The sequence below is a fragment of the Micromonospora globosa genome, assembly GCF_000717585.1.
Taxonomy (GTDB): Bacteria; Actinomycetota; Actinomycetes; order Mycobacteriales; family Micromonosporaceae; genus Micromonospora; species Micromonospora aurantiaca.
On record NZ_JNZR01000003.1, the window covers coordinates 117,265 to 142,178 of the forward strand.

The window sequence follows — 24,914 nt, forward strand, 5'->3', positions numbered from 1 at the left end:
GCGGCATGAGCGAGCACGGTGGAGTGCCCGGCGGGGGCCTGGTGAAGGGCCTGGCGGTCACGTTGAAGACGATGACCCGCCGCTCGACCACCCAGCAGTACCCGGACGTCGAGCCTGAGCTGCCGCCCCGCTCCCGTGGCGTGATCGCGCTGCTGGAGGAGAACTGCACGGTCTGCATGCTCTGCGCGCGCGAGTGCCCGGACTGGTGCATCTACATCGACTCGCACAAGGAGGAGGTGGCGGTGCCCGGCGCCGCCCGCCCCCGCCAGCGCAACGTGCTCGACAAGTTCGACATCGACTTCTCGCTCTGCATGTACTGCGGCATCTGCGTCGAGGTCTGCCCGTTCGACGCGCTCTACTGGTCGCCCGAGTTCGAGTACGCCGAGTACGACATCAAGAACCTGCTGCACGACAAGGACCACCTGGGCGAGTGGATGGCCACCGTGCCGCCGCCGCCGGCCCACGACCCGCTCGGCGACCCCTCCAAGGAGGAGACCACCGCCGCCCGGAAGGCGGCGGGTCCGTCGGCCCGTCCGGCTCCTTCCCGGGTACGCCCCGACGCCGCCACCGATCCGGGCGGAGGCACCGCCTCATGACCGGCGCGGACGTCCTGCTGCTCGCGCTGGGCGCGGTGGCGGTGGGCGCGGGTGCGCTGGTGGTCGCGACCCGCCACCTGGTCCGGGCCGGGCTGTGGCTGGTGGTCTGCCTGGGCGCGCTCGCGGGTGACTACCTGGTGCTGACGGCCGAGCTGGTGGCCTGGGTGCAGGTGCTCATCTACGTGGGCGCGGTGGTGGTGCTGCTGCTGTTCGCGGTGATGCTGACCCGCGCGCCGATCGGCCCGTCGGACGACCTGGACCGGCCGGGCTGGGCCGCCGCGCTCGTCGGTGGGGGCAGCGGCCTCGGCCTGGCGGTGCTGCTGATCGACGCGTTCCGCTGGTCCCGGGTGGACCTGCCCGCCGCCGGCACCGCCGAGCGCCTCGGCGAGCAACTGTTCCGTTCCTGGGTGCTGCCGTTCGAGGTGCTGTCGGTGCTGCTGCTGGCCGCGCTGGTCGGTGCGATCGTGCTGTCCCGCCCGGACATCGGCCGCCGGTCCACCGACACCAGCGCGGCGCAACCAGCCGACGAGGGTGGGCGCCCGTGAGGCCGGTCATCCCGTACGTCACCGCCGCGCTGCTGTTCGGCCTCGGCGTGTACGGCGTGCTGCGCCGCCGCAACGCCGTCCTGGTGCTGATGGCGGTGGAGTTGATGCTGAACGCGGTGAACCTGGTGCTGGTCACCGCCGACACCACCGTCAAGGCCGTGCTGCCGCACTCCGGGCAGGTGTTCGCGCTGTTCGTGATCGTGCTCGCCGCCGCCGAGATCGGTGTCGGGCTCGCCATCGTGCTCCAGCTCTACCGGCTGCGCGCCAGCGTCACGGTCGACGACGTGCCGCTCGACGAGCCGGCGCCGGCGGTCGGGGTGGCCCCGGGCGGGCTGCCGACGCCGGAATCGCCGGGTACGGAAGGAGCGGTCCGGTGAGCACGCCGACGCTGTGGCTCGCCGCGGTGCTGCCGGCCGCGCCGCTGGTCGCTGGCCTGCTCGGCCTGCTGCTGCCGCCCGCCCCGCACCAGGACCGGGCGTCGGCCCGGCGGTCGGCTGTCGCGCTGGGTGTGGCCGGGGCGGCCGTGTCGCTGCTGGCCGCGCTGGCGTTGCTGGTCCGCGTGGACGCCCCGGTCGAGGCGTCCACCACCTGGGTCGACCTGGGTGGGCTGCGGGTCACGCTGGGCCTGCGGCTGGACGGCGTGGCGGTACTCGTCGCCACCGCCGTCGCCGCCGTCGCGCTCGCAGTGCAGGTCTACTCGATCGGCTACCTGCGCCGGGGTCCGCACGACGACGTGGACGTCGACCACCGCTACCCGCCGTACGCGGCGCAGTTGAGCCTCTTCACCGCCGCCATGCTCACTGTGGTGGTGTCCGGCGACCTGATCATGCTGCTGGTCGGCTGGGAGGTGATGGGCGTCTGCTCGTACCTGCTCATCGCCCACGACCGGCGGCTGCCCGAGGCACCCGGAGCGGCGGTCAAGGCGTTCCTGGTCACCCGTGTGGGTGACGTCGGCTTCCTGCTCGGCATCGCGCTGCTCGGCGTGGGCGCGGGCAGCTTCCGGATCGCCGACGTGCTGGCACACGACTACGGCACCGGCACGCTCACCGTCGCCTGCCTGCTGCTGCTCGCCGGGGTGGCGGGCAAGAGCGCCCAGTTCCCGCTGCACACCTGGCTGCCGGACGCGATGGCCGGTCCCACGCCGGTGTCCGCGCTGATCCACGCCGCCACCATGGTCGCCGCCGGGGTGTACGCGGTGGCCCGGCTGTTCCCGCTGTTCGAGCGCGCACCGGCCGCGCTCGCCGTGCTGGGCGTGATGGCCGCGATCACCATGCTGCTCGGCGCGTTCGCCGCCACCGCGCAGGACGACATCAAGCGCGTGCTCGCCTGGTCGACCGTGTCGCAGATCGGCTACATGACCGGCGCGCTGGCGGTCGGCGCACCTGCTGCCGCGCTGTTCCACCTGCTCACCCACGCCGCGTTCAAGGCGCTGCTGTTCCTCGCCGCCGGTGCGGTGATCCACGCCGTCGGCACCACGCTGATGTCCCGGATGGGCGGCCTGCGTACCGCCATGCCCGTCACGTTCTGGTGCATGGTGGTCGGCCTGGGCGCGCTCGCCGGCGTACCCCCGCTCTCGGGTTTCTGGAGCAAGGACGGCGTGCTCGCCGCCGCCGAGGCGGCCGCGCTCGACGGCGCCGGGCCGACAGCCGCCTGGGTGGGCTGGCTGGTCTGGCTGGCCGGGCTGGTCGGCGTGGCGGTGACCGCCTGGTACGCGACCCGCCTGCTGCTGCGCACGTTCCTCGGCCGGACGCGCACGCCGCTGCTGCGCCCGCACGACCCGCCCGCGCTGCTGCGCTGGCCGGTGCTGGTGCTCACGGCCCCGGCCGCGCTGCTCGGCCTGGCCGCGTTCGCGCCCTGGTTCGCCGACCGGCTGCGCGTGCCCGGCGACGACACCGGCGAGGCGGTCGAGCTGGTGCACCTGGCGCCGAACCTGATCCTGCCGTTCCTGCTGCTGCTCGCCGGCGCGGGCGTCGCCTGGGCGGGCTGGCGCCGCGACCCGGCCGCCGACCCGGCCCGCTTCCTGGGTCCGCTGCGGCCGGTCTTCGCCCGCGCGTTCCGGCTCGACGACGTCCAGCACGCCCTCGTCGTACGCCCGGCGGGCGCGCTCGCGCGGGTCGTGCGTACCGGTGACGAACTGGGCGTGGACGGGCTGGTCGAGGGCAGCGGCCGGGCGGCGGTCGAGGTGGGCGGCGGCCTGGCCGCGCTGCACCGGGCGGCGCTGCCGCGCGCGGCGGCCGGGGTGCTCGCGGGCGCGCTGCTGATCGGCCTCGCGGTCGCGCTGATCGGAGTGACCTCATGACGTTCGGGCAGGTCCTGCTGGTCGCCGTGGTGGCGGTCCCGGCGCTCGGCGCGCTGGCCACAGCCGTCGTGCCCGGCGACCGGGCCGGCCGGGTGGTCGGCACCGTTGCGGCCGCGCTGACGCTGCTGGCGACGCTCCCGCTGGTCGGCGGCGACCACGGCTGGTTCGGGTACGGGCCACGCCCGGCGGTGCAGCCGTGGCACCAGCTCGACCTGCAGTGGGTGCCCGGGCTCGACCTGCGCTTCCACCTCGGCGTGGACGGCATCTCCTGGCCGCTGGTGGTGCTGACCGCGCTGCTCACGCTGCTGTGCTGCGCGTACACGCTGTGGCGGGTGCCGACCGGTGGCGGCAGCGGGCGCGCGCTCGTGGCGCTGCTGCTGGTGGTCGAGGTCGGCATCCTCGGCACGTTCCTCGCGCTCGACCTGGTGTTGTTCTTCCTGTTCTTCGAGGTCGTCCTGCTGCCGATGTACGCGGTGATCGCCGGCTGGGGCGGCGCGGACCGCCGTCGGGCGGCCCGCAAGTTCGCGCTCTACACGCTGTTCGGCTCGGTGCTGCTGCTGGTCGGCGTCTACGTGGTGGTGGCCGCCGCGGGCACCGCCGACCTGGTCACGCTCACCGGCGGCGCAGGGCTGTCCCGGGGCACTCAGCTCGCCGCGTTCACGCTGCTGGCGCTGGCGTTCGCGGTGAAGAGCCCGCTCTGGCCGCTGCACTCGTGGCTGCCCGATGCGCACACCCAGGCGCCCACCGTCGGCAGCGTGATCCTCGCCGGGGTGCTGCTCAAGATGGGCACGTACGGGCTGATCCGGGTCGCCGTCGGCGTGGCCCCGGAGGGCGCCCGCTGGGCCGCGCCGGTGCTCGGCGTGCTCGCCGTCGCCGCGATCCTGGTCGGTGGGCTGGTCTGCCTCGCGCAGGACGACCTGAAGCGGCTGATCGCGTACTCCAGCGTGGGACACATGGGCTTCGTGCTGCTCGGGGTCGCCACGCTCACCGCCACCGGGATCCAGGCCGCGCTGATCGGCAACATCGCCCACGGCGTCATCACCGGCCTGCTGTTCTTCCTGGCCGGGGCGGTCAAGGACCGCGCGCACACCGGCTCGCTGAGCGAGCTGTCCGGGCTGCGGGAGACCGCGCCCCGGCTGGCCGGACTGCTCGGCTTCGCGGCTGTCGCCTCGCTGGGGCTGCCCGGCCTGGCCGGATTTTGGGGTGAGGCGTTCGCCGTGGTCGCCGCCGTGCAGCGGGGCGGCCCGCTCTGGCTGACCCTGGCCGTGCTGGCCGCGCTGGGCGGGGCGCTCACCGCCGCGTACTTCCTGCGGCTGCTGCGCCGGGTCACCCACGGGCGGCCCAGCCCGGCGGTGGCGGGGCTCCCACCCGGGCTGGCCGGGGCGGAACTGACCGCCTGGGCGCCGCTGGTGCTGCTCGCGCTCGCGGTCGGCCTGGCCCCGGCGCTCGTGCTGTCGTACGCCTCCGGTCCGGTGGAGGCGCTGCTGGGGGTCGTCCCATGAGCCTGGTGCAGAGTGTCGACAACGTGGCGATGCTGCCCGCGTACCTGGCCGCCGGCACGGCCGTGCTGGTGCTGCTGGTGGATCTGCTGGTGGCGCGTCCCGCCGTCACCGTCGCCGTGGCGGCGCTCGGCGCGGCCGGCACGGCTGTCGGCGCGGCGCTCGTCGGCGCGGCCGGCGCCCGGAGCACGTTCTGCGTCGGCGACGACTGCTCCTGGGTGTGGGGTGGCCGGGCGGCGCTGGTCGGGGCGGTGATCGCCCTGCTCACGCTCGGCGTGCTGGCGCTGTCCGGTCCGCTGCTGCGTGCCGGGCGCACCCCGGTCGGCGAGTACTGCTTCCTGCTCGCCTGTGCGATGACAGGCGGCGTGGTGCTCGGCGCCGCCGGTGACCTGATCACGCTGATCGTGGCGCTGGAGACGCTGACGCTCCCGCTGTACGTGCTGGTCGGCCTGCGCCGGGGCAGCCTCGCCGGCGCCGAGGCGGCTGTGACGTTCTTCGTGGTCAGCGTGGTCGCCACCACAGTGACGCTGCTCGGCGCGGCGCTGCTCTACGCGGTCACCGGCACGCTGCACCTGGACCGGCTGGGCGCCACACTGGCCGCCCGCGACGACCTGACCGATCTGCCGCTGACCACAGTCGCTGTGGCGCTCGTGGTGGCCGGGCTGGCGTTCAAGGTCGCCGCCGTGCCGTTCCACGCCTGGGCCCCTGCCACCTACGACGGCGCGCCGCTGCCGGTGGCCGCGTACCTGTCGACCGCCTCGAAGCTCGGTGGCGTGGTGGCGCTGCTGGCTGTGGTGCAGCGGGCGCTGCCGGGCGACCTGACCGGCCCGGTGCTGGCGGCGCTGGCGGTGCTGACCATGACCGTCGGCAATCTGGTGGCGCTGCGTCAGCGGCGTACCGTGCGGTTGCTCGCCTGGTCGTCGGTGGCCCAGGCGGGGTACATCCTCGCCCCGCTGGGCGCGCTGGCGCTGACCGCGGGCCGCACCGGCGACGCGCGGGCGGCCGCGTACGCCGCAGCCGTCGCGTACGCGATCTTCTTCGTGCTGCTGGAGCTGGCCGCGTTCGCCGCTGTGGTGGCGTTGCGCCCGGCGGACGGTGACGGCGGCACGCTGGCCGACCTGCGCGGCGCGGCGCGGCGGCACCCCTGGGTGGGCGGCGCGTTCGCGCTGGCGCTGATCGGGCTGGCCGGGCTGCCGCCGGGCCTGGCCGGGCTGTTCGCCAAGGTGACGGTGGTACGCGCGCTGCTGGCCGGGCACGCGGGCTGGCTGGCGCTCGTGGTGGCGTTGAACGCGGTGATCGGCCTGGCGTACTACCTGCGGGTCACCGCGTCGCTCTACGCGACGCCGGCCGGCGCGGCGACGGTCCGGCCCGCCCGGACCGTGGTGCTGGCGCTCGGCGTGGCCACGGTCGCCGCGGTGGTGATCGGTTTCGCACCGCAGCTCGTGCTGGACGTGGCGGCGCGCTGACCGGTTCCTGCCCGGATGGGCGACCGCTTCAGCCTGCGCACAGCAACATCCAGGCAACTTTCAGCCATGAGCCGGATGGTTGACGGGTACCGGTGTGTTGAACCGGTCAGCGGGCCTCCCGCAAGGGCCCGTGCACCGAAGGAGAGATCGTGCATCACAACCGTCTCAAGACCGCAGCGCTGCTCGGCCTGTTGACCTCGCTGATCCTCGCGATCGGCTACTGGTTCGGCGGTAGCGGCGGTCTCGTCATCGCCGTCGTCGTCTCGTTGCTGATGAACGGCGTCACCTACTTCTACTCCGACAAGCTCGCACTGCGCTCGATGAAGGCGCAACCGGTCAGCGAGGCACAGTTCCCCGAGCTGTACCAGATGGTGCGGGAGCTCTCCACGCAGGCCGGCAAGCCGATGCCGCGGCTCTACGTGAGCCCGACCTCGCAGCCCAACGCGTTCGCCACCGGTCGTAACCCGGAGAACGCGGCGGTCTGCGTCACCCAGGGCATCGTGGAGATCCTGGACTACCGGGAGCTGCGTGGCGTGATCGGCCACGAGCTGTCCCACGTCTACAACCGGGACATCCTGATCTCCAGCGTGGCTGCCGGCCTGGCCGGCATCATCACCATGCTGGCCAACCTGGCCTGGTTCATCCCGCTGGGCTCCTCGGACGACGAGGACGCCCCGAACCCGGCCGTGCTGCTGCTCACGCTGATCCTCGGCCCGATCGCCGCCACGGTGATCCAGCTCGCGATCAGCCGGAGCCGGGAGTTCCAGGCCGACCAGTCCGGCGCCGAGCTGAGCCGCGACCCGCTGGCCCTGGCCAGCGCCCTCCGAAAGATCCACATGGGTACGCAGGCGCGCCCGCTGGCGCCCCAGGGCCAGCTCGCCAGCACCGCCCACCTGATGATCGACAACCCGTTCAAGCGGGGCGGCGGCATCGCCGCGATGTTCGCCACCCACCCGCCGATGGAGCAGCGGGTGGCCCGCCTGGAGCAGATGGCCCGCAACTCCGGGCCGGTGCAGTTCCAGCGCTGACCCGCCGTACTCCCCACCGCGCCCGCGTCCCACGACGCGGGCGCGGTGGTGTGTCCGGGCACAATGCGTTTCCCCCGGTCAGGTCACGCCGTTAGGGTCGAAACGTCTCCCGCTCATTACCCTCCTGGAGGTCGACGGTGGCCGCACTGCGCCAGTACCAGGGCGTCTGGCGGATCCCCGGCGCGCCGATGCTGCTGATCCTCGGCATCATCGGCCGGCTCGGGATCGGCATGACCCCGCTGGCGCTGCTGCTCGTCGTCGAGCAGGTCACCGGCCGGTACTCCCTGGCCGCAGTCGCCGGCGGCATCTACGCGCTCTCCGGCGCCGCGCTCAGCCCGGTCGCCGGCCGGATCGCCGACCGGGTCGGACCCACCCCCGTCCTGCTGCTCACCGCGGTCACCCACCCGCTCGCCCTGATCGGGCTGCTCGTCGCCACCCGCTCCGACAGCGGCAACCTCGGGCTGATCTACCTGGCCTCGGGCGTCGCCGGAGCCACGTACCCGCCGCTCACCGCCGCGATCCGGGGCGCCTGGAACGACCTCACCGCCCCCGCCACCGGCCGGGCGCACCTGCGCAACACCGCGCTCGCCGCCGAGACCACCCTCTTCGAGGTCGTGTTCGTGATCGGGCCGCTGCTGGTAGCCGGCTTCGTGCTGCTCGCCGACGCCTCCGCCGCGCTCGTCGGCGCCGCGGTGGTAACCCTGATCGGCACCGGCACCGTCGCGCTCGGACGGGTCATGCGCGGCTGGCGCCCGCACCCCCGCGAGCACCACGCAAGGGGCCTCGGCCCGCTGCGGCTCGGCGGCTTCCCCGCGCTGCTGCTCTGCGTGGCGAGCCTCGGCATCGCGTTCGGCGCCTCCGGCGTCATCGTCCCGGCCTTCGCCGGGAACTCCGGCGCCGACGACCCGGAGAGCCTTGCCGGTGTGCTGCTCGCCGTCTGGGGCATCGGCAGCGCCATCGGCGGTTTCTGGTTCGGCGTACGCAAGCCCGCCGCCAACATGACCCGCCAGTTCGCCTGGCTGCTCGGCACCGTCGCGGCCAGCTTCGCCGTCTTCGCGGTGATGCCCGGCCCGGCCGCGCTCGGCGTCGCGCTGGTGCTCGGCGGCGCGGCCATCGCCCCCGCGCTCACCCTGGAGAACACGCTCGTCGGGCGGATCACCCCGGCCGGCATGCTGAACGAGGCGTACACCTGGGTGGTGACCATGTCGGTGGCGGCGAGCGCCGCCGGCGGCTCGATCGCGGGCCTGATCATCGACCACGCCGGCGGCGTCTCGTGGGCGTTCGTCTTCGCCGGGGTGGCGGTCGCCGTCGGAGCCGCGGTCGCCGCGCTGCCCGGCGGCCCGATCGCCCGGGCCGAGGCCACAGCGGTACGCGCCGAGCAGACGCTCGCCGCCTGACCGCTCACCCGCCGGCGGTCACCACCCGCTCCACCCCGGGCAGCTTCTCCACCGCGGCCCGGATCGGCGTCGGGTCCTCACCCTGCGCGAGCAGCACCGACAGGACGACCCGGCCGTCGCCGTCCGGCCGGGCCGCGACCGTCCTGCCACCGCAGCGCAGCCCGGTGTCCCCGCGCGCCTGCCCGATCCGGTAGTCGACCTCCCCGATCTGCGGCGTGCCGGCGCCCGGCCGGAAGACGACGTCCAGCCGTACCGGAGGGTCGGCCTGACACGCGGCCGACGCCGCGGCGGACGGGGTGGCCGCGCCGCCGCCGGCCGGCATCGGCGTCGCCGGTCCGGACAGCGTCGCCATGGTCGCGGCACCGCCGGTGACTGTCACAGCGGCCACCCCCGCCAGAACCGCAGCCCGGCGCCGGCTCCTGGCACGCCCCCGTGCGCGCACCTCGGCCGCCGGGCTGAGCCGCAGCCCGGTCATGTCCTGCTCCAACTCCCGCAGAGCCTCACCAATGCGTGCCGACATCGACTTCCTCCTTGTCGTCGGTCAGTAGAACGGCGAGCGCGGCACGGCCCCGGGACAGGTACGACTTGACAGTCCCCTCCGGCATGCCGGTGGTCCGGGCGATCTCCGCCACCGGCAGGTCGTGGAGGTGGTGCAGGACGACGACCAGCCGTTGCGCGTCGGGCAGTCGCCGTAACGCCGCCAGCAACGCCACCCGGTCCGGGTTGGGCCCGGGCGCCGGAGTCTCCCGGCCCAGCCGGGCCCGCGCGGCGAACCAGCGCCGCAGGCCGCGCCACCGGTTGGCCGTCAGGCGCCAGGCCACCGTCCGGACCCAGCCCTCCGGATCCTCGTACGCCCCGACTGTCGACCAGCGCTGCCAGGCCCGCGCGTACGCCTCCTGCGTCACGTCCTGCGCCTCGGCCAGGTCGCCGCAGAGGGCGTAGACGTGGTGCACGACCCGCCGCGCGGTCGCCGTGTAGAAGGCGTCGAAGTCCTCGGGGCCGTCCATGCCCACCTCCCGTGTCCGCTCTCACCACTCGACACCCCGATGCGGCTCCGGCGGTTGCACCCGGGTCAGGACGCTCCGGGTCGTACCCGATCCGGTGCCTTCACCCGGGCGGACCGGTCGTGCGGGCCCGTCGTCTGCGGTCCGGGCCGGTCACGCGGGCCTGTCGTCTGTGGGCCGGGCCGGTCGTGCGGGCCCGCCGGCCCGGTCCGCTCCGTGTTCTGCGCTCCGGGGCGCGCGGCGGACACCGCGGCGACCAGACCCAGCGCGAGGATCGCCACCGCGCACGCCAGGAGCGTGGGACGTGCCCCGAACGCGGCGGTCGCCGGACCGCCGAGCATCGTGCCCAGCGGCACCGCCAGCACGGTGACCGCCCCGTTGGCCGCCAGCACGCGGGGGAGGTCCACGGTGCCGGCGCGGCGCTGGAACAACGCCGTCGCGGTCGGCTGGTAGGGCGCCCAGACCAGGCCGGCGAGCGCGAACGCGGGCAGCGACAGGACGACCGGCGCGCCCAGGCCGAGCGGCATCAGCGCGGCGCCGAACAGCACCACGATGCCGGCGAGCGTGGTCCGCAGCGGCCGTCCGCGCAGGTGACCCGTGAGCAGCCCGCCGAGCAGGGAGCCGACGCCGAACGCGGTGTAGTAGGCCGCGAGCGTCCCGGCGGAGGCGTGCAGGTCGTCGGTGACGTGCACCGGCATGGCGACGTAGAACGGCCCGAAGAGGAAGAAGAACGCGAAGGTCAGCGCCAGCAGTCCGAGCAGCGACCGGTCCCGCCCGATGATCCGGAATCCCGACGTACGCGACGGCCCCGCCCCGGCTGGGGCGTTCCGGTACCGGCCGAGGGTGTCCCGGTCGTGGACGGTCGCGGTGTCTCCGTCACGGACGGCTGCGGCTTCTCGGTCACGGACGGCGGCGGTGTCTCGCTCACTGACGGCCGCGGCTTCGCGATCGCGGACGACCAGGCGGTAGCTGACGGCCAGCACGGCGAAGCTGGCGGCGTCGACGGCGATCACCCACACCGCGCCGACCCAGGCGATGAGCAGGCCGGCCAGCGGCGGGCCGACGATCGTCGCGGCCTGGCCGAAGACCCCGAGCAGCGCGTTCGCGGCCAGGTGGTGCCGCTGCGGCAGCAGCTCGGCCACGAGCGTGAACCGACCGGCCGACCCCCACGGGTGCAGCAGCGAGGACACCGCCAGCAGGGCAACGTAGAGACCGACGTCCAGCACCCCGGCGAGGTGGGCGACGGGGATCGCCCCCAAGGCGGCGGCCCGCACCGTCGCGTCCCAGCCGGCGAGCTGAGCCCCGCTCCGTGCACCCAGCCACCGCCCGAGCAACAGCGTGCCGGCGGCGCCCGGCAGCGTATACGCGGCCACCGCGAACGCGGTCCACGTGCCGCGTTGCCCGTCGGGGGCGAGTTGCAGGGCAAGCCAGGTCACCGCGACCAGGGCGAGCCCGTCACCGAGAGCGGAGGTCGCGAGGCCGGGCAGCAGCCGGCGCAGTACCGGTTGGCCGAGCACCGGGCGATAGGGGAGGAGCATCGCGGGGGTCATGGCTCCCAGCCGACCTCACGACCGGCCCGTACCCCAAGGAAGTCGCCTGACGGCAGAAGGAACCGCAGCTGTTCGCGGCCGAGATGCAGGCCGCGCGTTCTGACCACTGCGTGGCAGGTGACCGTGCCGGTCACCTGCCACGCGACTCGATCGTCGTGCCTACCGGTAGTTGGTGAACTGGAGCGCCAGCCCGAAGTCCTCGCCCTTGAGCAGGGCGATGACGGTCTGGAGGTCGTCCTTCTTCTTGCCGGTGACGCGGAGCTGGTCGCCCTGGATCTGCGCCTGCACGCCCTTCGGGCCCTCGTCGCGGATCTTCTTGCTGATCGCCTTGGCCTTGTCCGAGTCGATGCCCTGCACCACCTTGGCGTCGATCTTGAAAATCTTGCCCGACTGACGGGGCTCGCCGGCGTCGAGCGACTTCAGCGAGATGTTCCGCTTGACCAGCTTCTCCTTGAAGACGTCCAGCGCGGCCCGGACCCGCTCCTCGGTCTCCGCCTGGAGGCTGATCGCCTCCTCGCCCGACCAGGAGATCTCCGCGCCGGTGCCGCGGAAGTCGAACCGCGTCGAGAGCTCCTTCTCCGACTGGCGGACGGCGTTGTCGACCTCCTGCCGGTCGACCTTGCTCACGATGTCGAACGACGGGTTCGCTGCCATGCTCATGCTCCTGCTGTCCGGCGGTCTGTCCTGGTCCGTCCCGCGCTGACCAGCGTGGGACCTCCTGACGGTACCCGGTTGCGGCAGTGCCGGGGGCAACCGCTATCCTTGCTTCCGCTGCCGCGTTGCGACGCGGCGGTGTGCCCTGGCGGGTTGCCCGAGCGGCCAATGGGAGCGGACTGTAAATCCGTCGCGAAAGCTTCAGAGGTTCGAATCCTCTACCCGCCACCAGGTGCAGATGCGGCCCCTGACCAGCAGAGATGCTGATCGGGGGCCGTTCTCGTACGTCTGGGGGAGTCCGGCTGAGTCCAGCCGTCTACGACTCGTTGTGGGCAGATGGTGGGCAGGTCGATCTTGCCGCTGAGGGCTCTTCTGGGGGCTGCGAACGCTGGGTTGGTGGCTGGGCCGACGTGGCAGAGTCCGTGCGTGTGGCGATCGGCTGAGGGGTCCGCGGTGAGGTGTCGCCGGCCCTACGACCTCCGGCACGCGGCGGCCTCGCTCTGGCTGAATGCCGGCGTCCCGCCGACCGAGGTCGCCCGGCGCTTGGGTCACGGCGTCGCCGTCCTGCTCCGCGTCTACGCCAACTGCATCGACGGCGGAGACGACACCATGAACGACAAGATCAGCGATGCGCTCGGATGACCCGTCACACCCGGCGAATCTCATTGCTCCAGGGCTACGCCATCAACACGACATTGCTGTGCGCCGATACCCTCGCCGTCATGAGCCAACACGGGGCCCGATCGCACGATCGACCGGCCGCCCGACGCTGCCGCCGAGGTTTGGCACTGGCTGCCGCCCTGCTCACCCTCGTCGGCTGCGCTGACTCAACCGAGCAAGGTCGACAGGAGGCTAAGGACATGGCGCTGCGGGACGCCGAGGCTTATACCCGCGACGCCGAGGTCGCCGCGATCAGTCGCACTGAACTCGGCAACGGATCCGTGCGCTACTTGCGCGAGCATCTCGCGAAGTCAAACGGGCAGGTGTTGGACTCCTGGAGCAGCTCAGGCATGGCCGAGCCGGGGCCGGTGGTCGGCTGGGTCGATGTTGCTCTTACCCGCACGTCATCTGACAGCGTGTTTTCCAAGGGCGCCACGGTGACCACCTGCATCCGCTTCGAGGTGTACTGGTCTGACCGTAACGGCGCCCAGTACTCCCACCACGCCAAGGACTGCCCAGCGGACATATCGCCGCCTCCGGCCCAATAGCTAGCAACCGGTGCCCTGCCCGCGGCCACAGTCGTGCGACCGCCGAGCTGTCTCCCGTCGTGGGCACATGGTGGGCAGTTGGTCAACCAATCGTTGCATGGGGAAGAGAAACAGCAGCTCAACGAGGTTGAGGCGTGCAAGATCGTTGACACCCTGTAAATCCGTCGCGAAAGCTACAGAGGTTCGAATCCTCTACCCGCTACCAGGTGCAAGAACGGCCCCGTGAGCTGCGAAACGCGCTCCGGGGCCATTCTCGTTCAGGTCGTACTTTGCTCGTCAGCCCTGTCGGCTTGCGCCGTTAAGCTGAGCCATGATCGAAGCGGGCAGTCGCATGCGCGGTCAAGCGCCTCCGCCCGCCGTCGTCTTCGAGGCGCTGACCGAGCCCGACCGCGACCCGGCACGCCCGTGGCTTCGGTTGCTCGACGACGAACAGCGACCGCAGATCCTGCGCCGCGAACGCCCGAACCTGGTCGTCTGGTCATCGCTGTGGTCGAAGCGACCCGACGCGCAGGTGCGCTTCGATCTCGCGTCCGACGGGCATCAAGGCACCCTGCTTCGGTGGACGCTGCTGCTCGCCGAGCCTCTTCCCGACCCCTCGCTGCTCGGGCATCTGCGTAGGCGACTGAACGAGCTGATCAACGCGAATCTGCGGTACACCTTCGGCCAGTAGCCGCGCGACCGGTCCGCCGGGTCGCGTCCTCCGGCGGACGGGCCGGTAGATCGATACTGGGTCGTGGATCAGGATGAGGTTCGGGTGCTGGCGACCGCCGAGTTCACCAGACGGATGCGCGCCGGCAAGCCCCGAGGCGGGTTCCAGATCGACGACTGGCAGATCTCCGAGCCGTACGAAGCGCAGGTGCGAGGACTCCGCGGAACCGAGCGCCTGCTGGTCGTCGACTTCGTCCCCCGTGGGGAGACCCGAGCCCGGGGGCACTGCAAGCTCAGCGTGGCGGTCGATCCGGACACCGGCGTGGCGGACATGCTCAGGTGACGTACGCCGAAGGCGCTGGACGCCCCTGGTGGGCCCACTGAGCGGTTCCGGCGTGAATGAGGGAATCATCCTCTGGCGTTCATGACAGGGGCAGGTATGGTGGTCAATGCCCGCGGGTCCGGTGGTGGTCCACCGGGCGGATCGGCCAGGTCGAGCCGGCCGGGCGACCCAGGGTTGGTGGTGTGGGGTTTCGCGTGACTTGATCCCCTTCGTGGGTGAAGGTGGGAATCCGCAATGGACGAAGCGGCTGACGTCCCTTCACCCCCATGACCTGGCTGCGTGTCGTGGGTGGCCGGGCCGAACGGCGGAACCTGACAGCTACTCGGGCTGGGCGGGTCCTCTCCGCTTTTCTGCCCCTCAGGCTTGTGGCACGATCGGGAAACCTTCACCATCCCTGTGGCAATCTCCCGACAGGAGCAATCATGTCTGGTCGAACGCTGGGCCGGCTGCTTGGCTCGCTCCTCGTGCTCGCCGCCATCGCAGGCGCCTTCGGCATCCTCCCCGGCACCAGTAGCGCGCAACTCGCCGACATCGTCTGGACGATGGACGCCCCGCGCTGAATCATCGAGTCGTCCGCCGGCCGGCGGACGACGTCTCGGGTAGGAGGGGCATGGCAAGCCAGGGCCGACCTCGTAGGTCAACGGAACGTGCCTGGCTCGTCACCGCCCCTCTGGCGCTGCTGGCGGTGGTCTTCAGCACCTGCATCGCCCTGGTGGCGGACCACCCGTTCGGCAAGTGGCCGCTCGCCTTCGTGTTCTTCGTCGTCATGGCGGGGATCAGCTTCGCGGTGCTGAACGTCTACGTCCGGCGCCAGTCGGTGGGCGTGACGCTCACCGAGGTGCCACTGATCGTGGCGCTCTACTTCCTGCCGCCCTTGAGTGTCGTACTGATCTACACACTCTCGGTGCTGATCTGGAGTGCCTCGCACCGTTTCGGCGCGGCGAAGCTCTGGTTCAACGTCGCCAAGGCCGCCGCCGCAACCTCGCTGGCCAGCCTCGTACTCCTGGCGCTGCCGCCGCTGCGCGGTGTCGGGCCGGGGACCTGGGGCTCGCTGTTCCTCGCCGTCTGCGTGGTCACGCTGGTCAGCCTCGTGAGCGTGGTCGGCGTGCACGTGCTGCTCCAGGGCTGGCAGGCCGGGCGGGACGCGCTGCGCAGCATGCCGACCGCTCTGCTCACCGCCGCCATCAACGTGGCGATCGGCCTGCTCGTCCTGATCGCCCTGAAGACGACGTGGTGGTCGGCGCTGCTGCTCGCCGCCCTCTTCAGCGGCCTGGTCCTGGTCTACCGCTCCTACTCCCAGTTCTTCCGCCAGCACCGCACGCTGGCCGGGATGTACGAGCTCACCCGCCTTCTCGCCTCCGGCACCGAGCGGTCACTCGCCGACATCCTCCTCGACCGGGTACGCGCGCTGATGCAGGCCGAGTACGCGACGCTCTGGCTGCCCGCCCAGGGCCGGCATCCCGAGGTGCTGCTCACCGCCCGGGTGGACACCCCCGGCCTGCTTGACCTGGCGCCCACCCCGGCGAGCCTGCGCCAGCAGGTACACAAGAAGGGTCGTACCCTCTCGATCGGCCGCTGGCTCGGCGGCGATCCGGCGTTGCGGCAGGCCGCGGGGGAGGAGCGGGTCAAGGACGCCATCGTGGTGCCGCTGCGCTCCGGCCAGGCCGTGATCGGCACGCTGGAGGTGACCAACCGGCTCAGCGACATCGGCCACTTCGCCCCCGGCGACATCCCCGTCTTCGAGACGGTCGCCGCGCACGCCGCTGTGGCGCTGGAGAACTCCCGCCTGGTCGACCGGCTGCGGCACGACGCCGACCACGACGCGCTCACCGGCCTGCCCAACCGGCGGCGCCTCACCTCGTCGGTGGCGGAGGCGGTCAAGATCCGCGCCCCGGGTGAGGTGGTGGCGCTGCTGCTCTTCGACGTCGACCGGCTCCGCCAGGTGAACGAGTCGCTGGGTCACGCCGCCGGCGACAAGGTGCTCATGGAGGTGGCCGAGCGGCTGCGCTCCTGCGCGCCCTCCTCGGCGCTCGTCGGCCGGGCCGGCGGTGACGAGTTCCTGGTGACGCTGCGGTTGGAGAGCACCGAGGCGGCCCTGGAACTGGCGGCCCAGCTGCGGGAGCAGATCCGCGACGAGATGGTCTTCGACGCGCTCACCCTGGACGTGGACACGGTCGTCGGGGTGGCCGTGCACCCGGACCACGGCAGCGACGCGGTGGCGCTGCTGCAACGCGTCGACCTGGCCGCCACCGCGGCCAAGTCGGTACCGGGCAGCGTGCAGCTCTACAGCCCGGCGCTGGAGTCGCGGTCGCTGCGCCGGCTCGGCCTCGCCGGCGACCTGCAACGCGCGCTGGACGAGGGCGAGCTGGAGGTCTACTTCCAGCCCAAGGTCACGCTGCGGGACCGCCGCCTGGTGGGCGTGGAGTGCCTGGCCCGGTGGGAGCACCCGGCGCACGGCAGTGTCGCCCCGGACGACTTCGTGGCGGTGGCCGAGCACACCGGCCAGCTCGGCCGGCTCACCGAGTTCGTGCTCCGGGAGAGCCTGCGGCGCAGCCGCGACTGGAGCCACGGCGAACAGCCGCTGTCCGTCGCGGTCAACCTCGCCGCGCGTACGCTCACCGACCAGCACTTCCCGGCGCTGGTACGCGACCTGCTGGCCGAGTACGGGGTACCGCCGCAGCGGCTGACGCTGGAGGTCACCGAGGCGGGTGTCCTGGACGGCACCGAACGTCCCATACCCACCCTGCGCAGCCTGCGTGACCTCGGTGTCCGCCTCTCGGTGGACGACTTCGGCACGGGTAACTCGTCGCTGGCGCAACTGCGCCGGCTGCCTGTGCACGAGGTGAAGGTGGACCGGTCGTTCGTGCAGGGCATGGCGACCGATCCGGGCGACCTCGCGATCGTCAACGCGGTGGTGACGCTGTCCCAGCAGTTCGGCCTGGCGGTGGTGGCCGAGGGCGTGGAGAGCGAGCTGACGCTGGAGCTGCTCCAGGACATCGGCTGTGAGATCGGCCAGGGATTCCTGTTCAGCCGCCCTCTGCCGTACGAGCGGCTGGAGGCCTGGTTCGGCGCCCAGGTCGACCCGGAGACGGTGGTCGCGGGGGAGCTGCCGCGCCTGCGAGTGGTGCCCTGACCAGGGCGGACACGCACTCGGGGGATCCGATTTCACCTGCGCGACGCGGTCGTGTACTGTTTCCCCTGCGCGACACCCCCGGGGTGATCGAGCAGGCCCCCTTAGCTCAGTCGGCAGAGCGTCTCCATGGTAAGGAGAAGGTCTACGGTTCGATTCCGTAAGGGGGCTCAGAGGGTCCGGCTGGACCCGCCACGGCGGTGTAGCTCAGATGGCAGAGCAAGCGGCTCATAATCGCTGTGTCGCCGGTTCAAGTCCGGCCACCGCTACTCTCGTCCTCCGGGCCCAGCCCGGTGGCCGGTGGGATGGGCGCCACAGGCGCCCACTTTGCATGTCCGCGTCGTCAGCGCGTACGCTGACACGCCGTAGTTGATATCCGTGAGCGAGGAAGGCACTCCGCCGTGGCGAAGGCGACCGATGTCCGGCCGAAGATCACTTTGGCGTGTGTGGAGTGCAAGGAGCGCAACTACATCACGCGCAAGAACCGCCGTAACGACCCGGACCGCATCGAGCTGAAGAAGTTCTGCCCCCGGGACGGCAAGCACACCGTCCACCGCGAGACCCGCTGACCGCGGCCGGCACAGCCGGCACCGCAACAGCTTCTCGAACGCCGATCCACCTGACGGGTGGCCTCCGGGCCGCCCGACCGGGCGGATCGGCGTTCGTGTTTTCCGTGTAGGTTCGGCGGCATGTCCCTGGACCCGTCCTTCGTCGGCCGGACGTACCCGCCGACCGCCCCCTACCAGGTGGGCCGAGAAAAGATCCGCGAGTTCGCCACCGCCGTCGGCGCCACCGACCCGGTCCACCACGACCCGGAGGCGGCCCGGGCGCTCGGCCACCCCGACGTGGTGGCGCCGCCGACGTTCCCCGTGGTCGTCACCATGTCGGCCAGCCGGCAGATCGTCGAGGACCCGGCGCTCGGCGTCGACTACAGCCGTGTGGTGCACGGCGACCAGCGGTTCGCGTACACCCGGCCGGTGGTGGCCGGGGACGAGCTGGTGTGCGTGAACACCATCGAGGAGGTCACCACCCGGGGCGGGCACGGCTTCCTGACCACCCGCACGGACGTGAGCACGGTGGACGGTGAGCCGGTGGTCGCCGTGTGGTCCAAGATCGTCGTACGCGGGGAGGCCTGAGGACATGGAGCTGCCCACCCAGACGTACCGGGTGACCCGCGCGGACCTGGTCCGCTACGCGGGCGCCTCGGGCGACTTCAACCCGATCCACTGGAGCGACCGCACCGCCACCGGCGTCGGGCTGCCGGGCGTCATCGCCCACGGCATGTTCACCATGGCGCTGGTCGGCCGGGCGGTGGCCGGCTGGGCCGGCGCGCCGGACGCGGTGGTCGACTTCGGCGTCCGCTTCACCCGCCCGGTGGTCGTCCCGGACACCGACGAGGGCACCGAGATCGAGGTGTCAGCGGTGGTCAAGGAGGTCACCGAAGAGGGCCTGACCAGGCTCGACATCACCGCCACCTGCCAGGGCGAGAAGGTGCTGTCGCAGGCTCGGGCACTGATCCGCACGACGCGCTGAGGGTTCGCCCGACGCGCGAGAGGCAGACCGGTTGGGAAAGTCGCACGACTACCCGTACACTGGTCCGCCGTGGGGCAAGTGACCCCCGCTCGGCACAGCGTGTCCGGGTGGAGGTGAGTTGCCGCACAGGGGTGTAGCTCAATTGGCAGAGCAGCGGTCTCCAAAACCGCAGGCTGCAGGTTCAAGTCCTGTCACCCCTGCGCCTCAGGCCTGACCGTTCCGTGGGTCGCGCCGCCCTCACCGGCGGCGTCCGGCCCGTGGTGGTGGCATCGGTGGGGTGGTTCCGAGGCGTTCGGGCCCTCCCGGCCGGTCCGCCGGCCGCGGCCCGTCGCGGGACGGTTGGTCCGGCCGGCGTGACCAACACGCCGCGCACGCCGCCCGGCGTGCGACCCCATACCCGCACGGAGGGCGAAGTGGCCGAGAGCAAGCGCCGCGGCGAGGACGACGGCGACGAGCGTCTGAACGACGACGCGACCGTCGACGACGTGGCCGACGACGACGCCACCGACGCGGACGAGCCGGTCGCCCGGGGTGGCACCGCGACCCGCAAGCGGGCGCAGGCCGAGCCGGCCGAGGGCCGGAAGACCCGCAAGGACACCGAGCGGATCGGGCTGTTCGCCCGCATCGCGCGGTTCTTCCGCGAGGTCGTGGCAGAGCTGCGTAAGGTCATCTGGCCGACCCGCAAGGAGCTGCTGACCTACACGGCCGTGGTGGTCACCTTCGTCGCGGTGATGCTGGCGATCGTGGCCGGCCTGGACTACGGCTTCGCCAAGGCGGTGCTGTGGGTCTTCGGCGAGTCCAGCTGACCTGCGGACAGCGATACTGACGGAAGTGAGCGAGCGTGCCTGAGTACGACGAGACCGCCGGAACCCCGGACGAGCAGTCCACGGTGGCGACGGCGGCCAACAACGAGTCGGTCGAGGCCGCCAGCGAGCCGGAGTTCCCGACCACCGAGCCGGCCCCGGACGAGGACTTCGACCCGGTCGCCGAGCTGCGCCAGAAGCTGCGTTACGCGCCCGGCGACTGGTACGTGGTGCACTCGTACGCCGGCTACGAGAACAAGGTCAAGACCAACCTCGAGACCCGGATCACCTCCCTCGACATGGAGGACTTCATCTACCAGGTCGAGGTGCCGACCCGGGAAGAGGTCGAGGTCAAGAACGGCAAGCGGTCGCAGGTCCAGGCGAAGGTCTTCCCGGGCTACATCCTGGTCCGGATGGAACTGACCGCCGAGTCCTACTCCTGCGTCCGGAACACCCCGGGGGTCACCGGCTTCGTCGGCGCGACCGACCGGGCCGACCGGCCGGCGCCGCTGAGCCTCGACGAGGTGCTCAAGTGGCTGGCCCCGGCGGTCGAGACCGAGCAGAAGAAGGCCAAGCCCGAGATCAAGGTCCTCGACTTCGAGGTCGGCGACTCGGTCACCGTCACCGACGGCGCGTTCGCGTCGCTGCCGGCGACGATCAGCGAGATCAACGCCGACCAGCAGAAGCTCAAGGTGCTGGTGTCGATCTTCGGCCGGGAGACGCCGGTCGAGCTGAACTTCAACCAGGTCGCCAAGATCTGACGTACGTCGGCACCGGCGGCCCGCCCCTTCCCGGGTGGCCGCCGGTGCGCCGTTTCGCCATCCGCCGACCTCGGCGCGGGGGGTGGCCGACGGCTGCGCTACCCTAGAACGTCGGCTGTCCGCACCGTGCTGACCGTGCGCGCCCGCGGACCGGCGAGAATCCCAGTTCCAAGCCCCAGGAAGAGACATGCCTCCGAAGAAGAAGCTCGTCAAGACGTTCACGCTTCAGCTGCCGGCGGGCCAGGCCACCCCGGCGCCGCCGGTCGGCCCCGCGCTCGGCCAGCACGGCGTGAACATCATGGAGTTCTGCAAGTCCTACAACGCGCAGACCGAGTCCCAGCGGGGCGACATCGTCCCCGCCGAGATCAGCGTCTACGAGGACCGCACGTTCACCTTCGTGCTGAAGACCCCGCCCGCCGCCCGGCTGCTGATCAAGGCCGCCGGCGTGCAGAAGGGCTCGGGCGTCCCGCACAAGGAGAAGGTCGGCTCGGTCACCCGCGCCCAGCTGCGCGAGATCGCCGAGAAGAAGATGGCGGACCTCAACGCCAACGACATCGACCAGGCCGAGAAGATCATCGCCGGCACCGCCCGGTCGATGGGCCTGACCGTCGCCGACTGATCTCGCTCCACCGCTCCACCCGATCTTTCTGTTCGTGGGAGGGCCGCGTACGCCGCGCGCCCGCCAGAGACCACAGGAGTCACCAGAAATGCAGCGCAGCAAGAGCTACCGCAAGGCCGCCGATGTCATCGACCGGTCGAAGCTCTACACCCCGGTCGAGGCCGTCAAGCTGGCCAAGGAGACCACCAACGTCAAGTTCGACGCCACGGTCGAGGTCGCGATGCGCCTCGGCGTCGACCCCCGCAAGGCGGACCAGATGGTCCGCGGCACGGTCAACCTGCCGCACGGCACCGGTAAGACCGCCCGCGTGATCGTCTTCGCCGCCGGCGCGAAGGCCGAGGAGGCCGTCGCCGCGGGTGCGGACGAGGTGGGCACCGACGAGCTGGTCGCCCGTATCCAGGGCGGTTGGCTGGACTTCGACGCGGCGATCGCCACGCCCGACCAGATGGCCAAGATCGGCCGGATCGCGCGGATCCTGGGCCCGCGCGGTCTGATGCCGAACCCGAAGACCGGCACCGTGACCATGGACGTCACCAAGGCCGTCTCGGACATCAAGGGCGGTAAGATCACCTTCCGGGTGGACAAGCACTCCAACCTGCACCTGATCATCGGCAAGGCCTCCTTCTCGGAGAACCAGCTGGTGGACAACTACGCCGCGGTGCTGGACGAGGTGCTGCGGGCCAAGCCGTCCGCGGCCAAGGGCACGTACCTCAAGAAGGTCACCCTCACCACCACGATGGGCCCGGGCGTACCGGTCGACCCGAAGGTCGTGAAGAACTTCCAGGAGGGCTCGGCCGAGGGCTGAGCACGCGTACTCCCGAACGGGGCCCCGCCACCACGTCGTGGCGGGGCCCCGTTCGTCTGTCCGGTGTGGCACTCTCGGGCGCATGCGGCTCGACGGCGTCTGGCTCCGCTACCACAGGCACGGCCCGTGGGTGCTGCGGCAGGTCGACGTCGCGATCGGCCCGGGTGAGGCAGCGGTCGTGCTCGGCCGCAACGGCGCCGGCAAGTCCACTCTGCTCCAGCTCGCCGCCGGGGTGCTGCGCCCGAGCCGGGGCCGGGTCGCCGACCGGCCGCCGGTCGTCGGCTGGGTGCCGGAGCGCTTCCCCGCCGACCAGCCGTTCACAGTCGGGGCCTACCTGTCCGCCATGGGCCGCGTCGCCGGCCTGCCCGGTCCCGCCGCCGACCGGGCGGTGCGCCACTGGGTGGAGCGACTGGGCCTGACCCGCTTCCACGACGTGCGCCTGCCGCGGCTGTCCAAGGGCACCGCGCAGAAGGTCGGCCTGGCGCAGGCACTGCTGCGCCCGCCCGGCCTGCTGGTGCTCGACGAGCCCTGGGAGGGGCTGGACGCCACCGCCCGCGAGTCGGTCCCCGAGATCATCGGCGAGGTGCTGGCCGACGGCGGCACGGTGCTGGTCAGCGACCACCGCGGCGAGACGGTCCGGCTCCCCGGAGCCCGGCACCTGTCGGTCACCGACGGCACGGTGACCGAGGAGGCGTCGTCGGGCGGCGCGGCCGTCGCCGTGGTCGAGCTGGCGGTCCCGGCCGCCGGGCTGGCCGCCGCCGTCGCCCGCCTGCGCGCCGACGGCCACCAGATCCTTCGGGTACGCGAACACGCCGTCCCGCCCCCGGCCACGCACCCGGTGCCGGCCTCCGCCGGGCCGTCGGGCACCGGCGGGTCGGTCGGCGCGTCCGCCGCTGGTTCCCCGGACCAGGCCGGTGCCGAGGCCGGGGACTCCGCCCGGCCCGGGCCGGCGCCGGAGGTGGCCCGGTGATCGCGCTGGTCCGGCTGCGGCTGGCCGGCTTCGTGCGTACCGGACGGGCGCTGGCGCCGGTGCTGGCCGGTTTGCTCGTCCTCGGCGTCCTCTACGGCGGTGGCCGGGCCCGGCCGGCGGAGGCCTACGGCGTCTCCGCCGTGGTGCTGTTCCCGGTGCTGGCCTGGCAGACCAAGATCCTGCTGGACGTGGAACCCGACGTGCAGCGCCGGATGGCCCGGGTGGTGGCCGGCCCGGCCCGGGAACGGGCGGCCGGGCTGCTCGCGGCGCTGGTGGCCGGGCTCGCCGTGGTGCTCGTCGCGCTGGCGCTGCCGTGGCCGCTCGGCGGGGTCACCGCGACCGTCGGGCCGGGGGAGCGGCCGGTGCTCGTCGGGGTGGCCCTGGGGCTCTGGGCGCACCTGCTCTCGCTGCCCGCTGCGGTGGCGCTCGGCGCGCTGGCGAGCCGGGCCGTGACCCGCAGCGCCGGCTACGGGGTCGCCGTGCTGGTCACGGGCGCGGTCGGGGTCGTGGTGCTCGGGCTCTCCGGCTCGGTCGTGCCGTGGCTGGCCCCGCCGGTCATGGCGACCGCGCGGGCGGTCACCGGGCCGGTCGCGGCCGGGGCCGGTCTGCTGCTCACCGGCTGGGCCCTAACCTGGACGGCGGTGGCGCTGACCGGCTACGCCTGGGCGCGGCGCACCCGGGCCTGAGCCCTGGTGACCGGGAGCACCTCCGGCGATTTGGTGCTGCGGCGCACGTCGCGTAACCTGGTGCGGTAGTTCCACCCAAAGACCGCTGGTCACCGTGCTCCGGCACGGTCGAAGGTCCCGCGACGACGGGCGACCCGCGCAGGGCGGTAAGCGAAACTCGGTTTCACGCACGGTCCGCCGACTGTGCCGTGTCCCCGGCCCTCGCCCCGTGCGCCCTGCGCCGGGGCTTTTTCGTTGTCGTGATGCCTCCGCCGCCGTCGTCGAGCCTCGGCTCGCCGCCGGCGTACCAGCTCCGAGCAACGAGAGAGGAGGGACATGGCGGACAAGCCGATCCGGGCCGACAAGGCCACGGCCGTCGCCGAGCTGACCGAGAGCTTCCGCAACGCGGGAGCGACCGTGCTGACCGAGTACCGCGGGCTCACGGTTTCGCAGCTCACCCAGCTGCGGCGCTCGCTCGGCAAGGAGACCAGCTACACGGTCGCGAAGAACACGCTTGCCAAGCGTGCCGCGGCCGATGCGGGCATCTCCGGGCTCGACGAGCTGTTCTCCGGTCCTACCGCGCTGACTTTCGTTTCGGGCGACGTCGTCGAGGCGGCGAAGGGGCTTCGCGACTTCGCGAAGGCCAACCCGAAGCTCGTCATCAAGGGCGGTGTCTTCGAGGGCAAGGCCATTTCCGCGGCCGAGGTCACGAAGCTCGCCGACCTGGAGTCCCGCGAGGTGCTGCTGGCCAAGCTGGCCGGCGCCATGAAGGGCAACCTGAGCAAGGCCGCGGCCCTGTTCCAGGCTCCGCTCTCCAAGGCCGCCCGCGCGGCGGCCGCCCTGGCGGACAAGAAGCGCGAGCAGGAGGGCGCCGAGGCGGCCTGAGGCCCTCCCGGCGCACCACGTTCTTAGTTTTCATTGCGAGAAAGGACGCCAGACATGGCGAAGCTCAGCACCGACGAGCTGCTCGACGCGTTCAAGGAGATGACGCTGATCGAGCTCTCCGAGTTCGTGAAGCAGTTCGAGGAGACCTTCGAGGTCACCGCCGCCGCTCCGGTCGCCGTCGCCGGCCCGGCCGGTCCGGGTGCCCCGGCCGCCGAGGCCGAGCCGGAGAAGGACGAGTTCGACGTCATCCTCGACGCCGACGGTGGCAAGAAGATCCAGGTCATCAAGGTCGTGCGCGAGCTGACCGGCCTGGGCCTCAAGGAGGCCAAGGACCTGGTCGAGGCCGCTCCGAAGGCCGTCCTGGAGAAGGCCAACAAGGAGACCGCCGAGAAGGCCAAGGCCAAGCTCGAGGGCGAGGGCGCCAAGGTCACCCTCAAGTGACCTTGCTCCACCTGACGCGCGTCCGGCTCACGTGAGCCGGGGCACATCGCGTCGCGGCGGGCGGT

At 72.2% G+C, this 24,914-nt stretch carries 29 protein-coding genes and 4 tRNA genes; 29 read left to right on the top strand and 4 right to left on the bottom strand.

Annotation, left to right across the window (positions count from 1 at the left end; all coding sequences use genetic code 11):
• Positions 1-5 precede the first annotated feature (5 nt).
• From IF06_RS0104920 to IF06_RS0104955, 8 genes are all read left to right on the top strand, one after another.
• A complete protein-coding gene (locus IF06_RS0104920) occupies positions 6-596 on the top strand; it encodes a NuoI/complex I 23 kDa subunit family protein (RefSeq protein ID WP_013473729.1) in 591 nt (196 codons plus the stop codon).
• Positions 593-1,141 (top strand): NADH-quinone oxidoreductase subunit J, encoded by a 549-nt coding sequence (locus tag IF06_RS0104925; protein WP_030269293.1) that lies wholly within the window; start codon positions 593-595, stop codon positions 1,139-1,141. The genes IF06_RS0104920 and IF06_RS0104925 overlap by 4 nt, the downstream gene beginning before the upstream one ends.
• Complete coding sequence (nuoK, locus tag IF06_RS0104930; protein ID WP_030269295.1) at positions 1,138-1,518, top strand: NADH-quinone oxidoreductase subunit NuoK; 381 nt, start codon at positions 1,138-1,140, stop codon at positions 1,516-1,518. The genes IF06_RS0104925 and nuoK overlap by 4 nt, the downstream gene beginning before the upstream one ends.
• Complete coding sequence (locus IF06_RS0104935) at positions 1,515-3,440, top strand: NADH-quinone oxidoreductase subunit L (protein ID WP_030269298.1); 1,926 nt, start codon at positions 1,515-1,517, stop codon at positions 3,438-3,440. The genes nuoK and IF06_RS0104935 overlap by 4 nt, the downstream gene beginning before the upstream one ends.
• Positions 3,437-4,942 (top strand): complex I subunit 4 family protein, encoded by a 1,506-nt coding sequence (locus IF06_RS0104940; RefSeq protein ID WP_030269300.1) that lies wholly within the window; start codon positions 3,437-3,439, stop codon positions 4,940-4,942. The genes IF06_RS0104935 and IF06_RS0104940 overlap by 4 nt, the downstream gene beginning before the upstream one ends.
• Positions 4,939-6,405, top strand: coding sequence for an NADH-quinone oxidoreductase subunit N (locus IF06_RS0104945; protein WP_030269303.1), 1,467 nt, complete (start codon positions 4,939-4,941; stop codon positions 6,403-6,405). Before IF06_RS0104940 ends, IF06_RS0104945 begins: the two co-directional genes overlap by 4 nt.
• A gap of 149 nt (positions 6,406-6,554) precedes the next feature.
• Positions 6,555-7,433, top strand: coding sequence for a zinc metalloprotease HtpX (htpX, locus tag IF06_RS0104950; protein WP_030269305.1), 879 nt, complete (start codon positions 6,555-6,557; stop codon positions 7,431-7,433).
• A 137-nt stretch (positions 7,434-7,570) separates the two neighbouring features.
• Positions 7,571-8,830 carry an MFS transporter gene (locus IF06_RS0104955; RefSeq protein ID WP_013288661.1) on the top strand — a complete coding sequence of 420 codons (1,260 nt, stop codon included), beginning with the start codon at positions 7,571-7,573 and terminating at the stop codon, positions 8,828-8,830.
• A gap of 4 nt (positions 8,831-8,834) precedes the next feature.
• Here the strand turns inward: IF06_RS0104955 and IF06_RS0104960 are convergent, their stop codons facing one another.
• The 4 genes from IF06_RS0104960 to IF06_RS0104975 all read right to left on the bottom strand — a co-directional run bounded on the left by IF06_RS0104960 (position 8,835) and on the right by IF06_RS0104975 (position 12,038).
• Complete coding sequence (locus IF06_RS0104960) at positions 8,835-9,350, bottom strand: hypothetical protein (protein ID WP_030269308.1); 516 nt, start codon at positions 9,348-9,350, stop codon at positions 8,835-8,837.
• Complete coding sequence (locus tag IF06_RS0104965; protein WP_013473722.1) at positions 9,331-9,837, bottom strand: SigE family RNA polymerase sigma factor; 507 nt, start codon at positions 9,835-9,837, stop codon at positions 9,331-9,333. Before IF06_RS0104965 ends, IF06_RS0104960 begins: the two co-directional genes overlap by 20 nt.
• Positions 9,838-9,902: 65 nt before the next feature.
• Entirely contained in the window at positions 9,903-11,384 is a 1,482-nt protein-coding gene (locus tag IF06_RS0104970) for an MFS transporter (protein WP_030269311.1), read from the bottom strand.
• Between the two features lie 159 nt (positions 11,385-11,543).
• Positions 11,544-12,038 (bottom strand): YajQ family cyclic di-GMP-binding protein, encoded by a 495-nt coding sequence (locus IF06_RS0104975; RefSeq protein ID WP_013288657.1) that lies wholly within the window; start codon positions 12,036-12,038, stop codon positions 11,544-11,546.
• Positions 12,039-12,185: 147 nt separating this feature from the next.
• On the opposite strand from IF06_RS0104975, the gene IF06_RS0104980 reads away from it, so the two are divergent.
• The 21 genes from IF06_RS0104980 to rplL all read left to right on the top strand — a co-directional run bounded on the left by IF06_RS0104980 (position 12,186) and on the right by rplL (position 24,849).
• Positions 12,186-12,269: transfer RNA gene (locus tag IF06_RS0104980), tRNA-Tyr, on the top strand.
• Between the two features lie 222 nt (positions 12,270-12,491).
• A complete protein-coding gene (locus IF06_RS33005; RefSeq protein ID WP_053065517.1) occupies positions 12,492-12,680 on the top strand; it encodes a hypothetical protein in 189 nt (62 codons plus the stop codon).
• A complete protein-coding gene (locus IF06_RS0104990; protein WP_071097741.1) occupies positions 12,677-13,246 on the top strand; it encodes a hypothetical protein in 570 nt (189 codons plus the stop codon). Before IF06_RS33005 ends, IF06_RS0104990 begins: the two co-directional genes overlap by 4 nt.
• 310 nt (positions 13,247-13,556) lie before the next feature.
• Complete coding sequence (locus IF06_RS0104995) at positions 13,557-13,916, top strand: hypothetical protein (RefSeq protein WP_013288656.1); 360 nt, start codon at positions 13,557-13,559, stop codon at positions 13,914-13,916.
• A gap of 63 nt (positions 13,917-13,979) precedes the next feature.
• A complete protein-coding gene (locus IF06_RS0105000) occupies positions 13,980-14,237 on the top strand; it encodes a hypothetical protein (protein WP_225319558.1) in 258 nt (85 codons plus the stop codon).
• 422 nt (positions 14,238-14,659) lie between these two features.
• A complete protein-coding gene (locus tag IF06_RS33855; protein ID WP_013288654.1) occupies positions 14,660-14,797 on the top strand; it encodes a hypothetical protein in 138 nt (45 codons plus the stop codon).
• A 50-nt stretch (positions 14,798-14,847) separates the two neighbouring features.
• Positions 14,848-17,370, top strand: coding sequence for a putative bifunctional diguanylate cyclase/phosphodiesterase (locus tag IF06_RS0105010; RefSeq protein WP_013288653.1), 2,523 nt, complete (start codon positions 14,848-14,850; stop codon positions 17,368-17,370).
• 95 nt (positions 17,371-17,465) lie between these two features.
• Positions 17,466-17,538 (top strand) — tRNA-Thr (locus IF06_RS0105015).
• Positions 17,539-17,563: 25 nt separating this feature from the next.
• Positions 17,564-17,636, top strand: a tRNA-Met gene (locus IF06_RS0105020).
• 132 nt (positions 17,637-17,768) lie between these two features.
• Positions 17,769-17,936 carry a 50S ribosomal protein L33 gene (rpmG, locus tag IF06_RS0105025; protein ID WP_013288652.1) on the top strand — a complete coding sequence of 56 codons (168 nt, stop codon included), beginning with the start codon at positions 17,769-17,771 and terminating at the stop codon, positions 17,934-17,936.
• Between the two features lie 120 nt (positions 17,937-18,056).
• Positions 18,057-18,503: a MaoC family dehydratase N-terminal domain-containing protein gene (locus IF06_RS0105030; protein ID WP_013288651.1), complete on the top strand. Its 447-nt coding sequence runs from the start codon at positions 18,057-18,059 to the stop codon at positions 18,501-18,503.
• Between the two features lie 4 nt (positions 18,504-18,507).
• Entirely contained in the window at positions 18,508-18,900 is a 393-nt protein-coding gene (locus tag IF06_RS0105035) for a MaoC family dehydratase (RefSeq protein WP_030269317.1), read from the top strand.
• Between the two features lie 127 nt (positions 18,901-19,027).
• A tRNA-Trp gene (locus tag IF06_RS0105040) sits at positions 19,028-19,100 on the top strand.
• Between the two features lie 213 nt (positions 19,101-19,313).
• Positions 19,314-19,706, top strand: a complete 393-nt coding sequence (gene secE / locus IF06_RS0105045) for a preprotein translocase subunit SecE (RefSeq protein ID WP_013288649.1) — start codon at positions 19,314-19,316, stop codon at positions 19,704-19,706.
• A 35-nt stretch (positions 19,707-19,741) separates the two neighbouring features.
• Positions 19,742-20,464 carry a transcription termination/antitermination protein NusG gene (gene nusG / locus IF06_RS0105050; RefSeq protein WP_013288648.1) on the top strand — a complete coding sequence of 241 codons (723 nt, stop codon included), beginning with the start codon at positions 19,742-19,744 and terminating at the stop codon, positions 20,462-20,464.
• Positions 20,465-20,651: 187 nt separating this feature from the next.
• Positions 20,652-21,083, top strand: a complete 432-nt coding sequence (gene rplK / locus IF06_RS0105055; RefSeq protein ID WP_013288647.1) for a 50S ribosomal protein L11 — start codon at positions 20,652-20,654, stop codon at positions 21,081-21,083.
• Positions 21,084-21,171: 88 nt separating this feature from the next.
• Positions 21,172-21,888, top strand: a complete 717-nt coding sequence (gene rplA, locus IF06_RS0105060) for a 50S ribosomal protein L1 (RefSeq protein WP_013288646.1) — start codon at positions 21,172-21,174, stop codon at positions 21,886-21,888.
• Positions 21,889-21,970: 82 nt separating this feature from the next.
• Positions 21,971-22,858, top strand: a complete 888-nt coding sequence (locus IF06_RS0105065; protein ID WP_030269320.1) for an ATP-binding cassette domain-containing protein — start codon at positions 21,971-21,973, stop codon at positions 22,856-22,858.
• The gene (locus tag IF06_RS0105070) at positions 22,855-23,544 is read left to right on the top strand and encodes a hypothetical protein (protein ID WP_030269322.1); all 690 of its coding nucleotides are present in this window, start codon (positions 22,855-22,857) and stop codon (positions 23,542-23,544) included. The genes IF06_RS0105065 and IF06_RS0105070 overlap by 4 nt, the downstream gene beginning before the upstream one ends.
• 315 nt (positions 23,545-23,859) lie before the next feature.
• Positions 23,860-24,408 (top strand): 50S ribosomal protein L10, encoded by a 549-nt coding sequence (rplJ, locus tag IF06_RS0105075; RefSeq protein WP_013288643.1) that lies wholly within the window; start codon positions 23,860-23,862, stop codon positions 24,406-24,408.
• Positions 24,409-24,462: 54 nt separating this feature from the next.
• On the top strand, positions 24,463-24,849 hold the full coding sequence (rplL, locus tag IF06_RS0105080) for a 50S ribosomal protein L7/L12 (RefSeq protein ID WP_013288642.1): 387 nt from the start codon (positions 24,463-24,465) through the stop codon (positions 24,847-24,849).
• Positions 24,850-24,914 lie beyond the last annotated feature (65 nt).